Consider the following 3,239-nt stretch of genomic DNA (forward strand, 5'->3'; position numbering starts at 1 on the left):
CATGTGTGACGCGGTAGGAGGTTCCTGCGAAGCGGGGGATTCTGTCGTGATGCACGGTGCGGTCGATGATGGTGGCTGGTATTGGGGGTGTCACCCAGAATGGTTCCTTATCTGGAGAATTCCAAGTTAGAGGTATAGATGATGGAGCGGTTTTCTTGGCATACACTAAGCACGTACCACCTGCTGGCATAAATCTGTGGAATGTCAAGCATGGTTATGATTTAAGCCAAAAAAGCTAAACAACCTCTATTTTTCATTGAGATACCAATCAAAAACCCGAATTAAAAACACGGAATCCTGCTGGTTACCCGCTGTCCCCAAAACGGTTTACCCGCTTTTTTCGACCATTTTATTCCCTGCCACAGGGAAGGCCGACCCCCGGGAACCTGTCGGGGTTTCCGGGGGCCGGCCTGGGTTATCTAGTTGTATTCAAGAAAAAGTTTCCCAGTCCTACTTGGTGTCAGTTTTGGAGTCTTTAGGGTTTTTCTTGTCTTTAGCCTGGTCGGCTTTAGGCTCGGCCGGGGTGTTAGACAGGGTCTTCCCTACCGAGTTATCGAACAGGGTCTTACCAATCAAGGACCCGTCTTTAGCGGCTTTCGCCGCGTCGTTGAGAGTCTTATCCGATACAGCATTAGCACCACCCAACGCGGTGACGGTAAGCATCTTCGAATCAGTACGAGCGAAAGCGAGACGCTGCTTAACCTGGTCGGTGAGGACACCAGCCTTGTTGACTAACAGGATAGGACCTTGCTTCAATTGCCCGCCAGCAACCGCGTCGATGAAGGTATCACCGTTAGCGAGGTATACCCGGGAGCTCTTCGCGAGCTCATAGCCAAGACCACCCTGGGAATCAGGCAGGGTCACATAGTACGCCCTCCAGTAAGCCGCAATCGCGGCGGAAGTCTCGAACCGATCCGTTCCATAAAGCCGGTCGTAGCGCTTAGGAGTCACCTTATCCAAAGCAACATTGAAAGCAACACGAGCCTCGTTATAGGCAGACTCGGCACTCTTACGATTGTTCAACGCGATAGATTCCAGAATGTGGGCGACACGCGAAGCCCCAGCGAAACCACGCGGGTTAATAGTAAACGCCTCGCCTTTATCCAGCCCAAAAAAGCTCTCGTCATAGCGGGTGCCGTCAAAATCGCGGGCACCGGTTAGCAGAGCATCAACAACAGCCATAGACGCATCACGCACCAGGGCGCGTTTCTTAGCGTCAGCCTTACCCCAAATCCCGTTGTTAAGCGTGGTGTAGCGCAGAGACTGGAACCAGCCAATCATGTCCCCGTTATTGAACCCATCTTGCATCGCGGCGTAAAACTCGTTGATAAGATCCTTAGCCTGGTCAACCAAAGCGTCACTCTCAGCCAAGAGTTTCGCGTGGTTAGCACGGAACACCACCCGGTTACCCTCCGCGTTCTTCTTGAACGCAAAGAACTTAGACACGTTCTCCTGGGTCAAATCCACGCCGTAGGCGGCCTTCACAGCTTTAACAGCCGGGGCGAACCCAGCGAACGTGTTTTCACCCAGCTGGGAGTTAGCCCCATCCGACACGGCCTTATCAATAGCAGCCTTATACTTGTTCAAACCGTTAGCATACACGCCGTCGATAGAAGAATAGGCAGCCTCGATACGCTTATACCCCATGAACGCCAAACCACCGCCAGCGTTATCAATCTGGAACCGAACCGAATCCAAAGCCTTCTGAGCGGCCTCAAGATTAGCCTTAGCAGCCTTCACCGCAGGAGTCTTCTCCACCTCGGCCACAGCCTTGTCATACGCAGCCTTAGCATTGTCATACGCGGTCTTAGCCTCGGCATACTTCTTCTGAGCCAAGGCGGCCGCAGCATACGCATCGTTAGCATCCTTCAACAACCCCGCATTGGTACCGTTTTCGATGACCTTCCCGAAGGCATCCTCGTAGTCATTGGTGAACACGGCCTTACCAGATGCAGCAGCAGCAGCGTGCAAGACAGCGGAGACTTCCGTGGTGGACTTCAAGGCGCCAGTGGTACCGGCGAGCTTGTCAGCTAGGGCACTAGTCGTCATGGCGGAGAGGCTTGCCGAGGCGCTGCCATCCCAGTATGCGGTGATGTAAGGGGTCAAAGCCTTTTTCAACTCCACAGCCGCAGCATTCTTCGCATTCGTATCGGTGCCCGCAGCTTTGATTGCGTCTTGGTAGGTTTTCACAGCCGCGTTGATAGCCGCCTCGGCCTCCCGACGGGTTTTAAGGAGCCCCTCCTTCTTCGCCAAATCATCCTCGGCGGTCTTCAGCGCGCTCTCGGCGGTCTTCAGGTCAGTATCTTTGGGCGCGGCAATTGCACCTAGCGCGGTTTTTACTGCATTATTGTAGGCTGTTTGAGCCGCCTTCCGGGCTGCTTCGAGTCCGGCTACCTGAGCCTTGAGCACGTCGAGCTGTTCCTCGGACAGGGTCTGGGTTTCCCGGATTTTAGGATTAACACCTTTACTGCCGGGCACACCCTTGAGCAGGAACTCGGCCTCATCCATTTTCTTTTTAGCGTCTTTAATATCCTCATTACCAGTGAAAGCGTTACGAATAACCGGGTTTTGTTCGGCCTTCACGAAAGAAGCAGACGGAATAGCCTTCTCACCACCCAAAGCCACAAACTTGGAAGGCAAGGTTTTAGCCAAGTATTTCTTAGTTACTTCAGGCACGGAACCATCCGGACCCAACAAAAGCACCGGCGCGTCATCCATTACCCCGGAGACTAGCGCATCCACCGGGTTATCACCACGCGCTAAATAAACCTTCTTAGGATAAAACTGCCCGACAGAAGACATACCCTTGTAATTCAAACCACGCTCAGCGATAGCCACAGCGGTCTCATAACGGTCAGCCCCGCCGAGACGCTCAGACGGCACACCCACAGCATCAGCAACAGTCTTCAAGGAACTACCAGCAACAGCTTTCTCCCCACCAATAGCAATGATTTTTTGCACGTTGGGGAACTTGTTGTTAATAGAATCACTTACAGCCTTGGCGGAACGGTTATCCCCACTCACCAAATATATCGGCCCGTCAGACAAGTGACCAGCAGCAGCAGAATCCACCGCAGAAGCATCACTAGCAGAGGCGAGATACGCTACCTCAACATCAGTAGCAGTCTTCTCGAAAGCCTTCTCCGCAATCTTAATAGCAGTTTCAACACGATCATACCCGCCGAAACGATCAGTAGAGACCATGCCATCATACGAACCAGGCACCTCCTGCTCGTTAG

At 53.0% G+C, this 3,239-nt stretch carries 1 protein-coding gene; it reads right to left on the reverse strand.

Translation table 11 applies throughout. The features are described from left to right. Window positions 1-450 precede the first annotated feature (450 nt). Window positions 451-3,239 (reverse strand): cell wall-binding repeat-containing protein (locus tag HMPREF0577_RS00755; RefSeq protein WP_004011727.1); only part of this gene is annotated, 2,789 nt, incomplete at its 5' end.

Origin of the sequence: Mobiluncus mulieris ATCC 35243, from assembly GCF_000160615.1 — a bacterium.
In the GTDB taxonomy this organism is placed as follows: Bacteria; Actinomycetota; Actinomycetes; order Actinomycetales; family Actinomycetaceae; genus Mobiluncus; species Mobiluncus mulieris.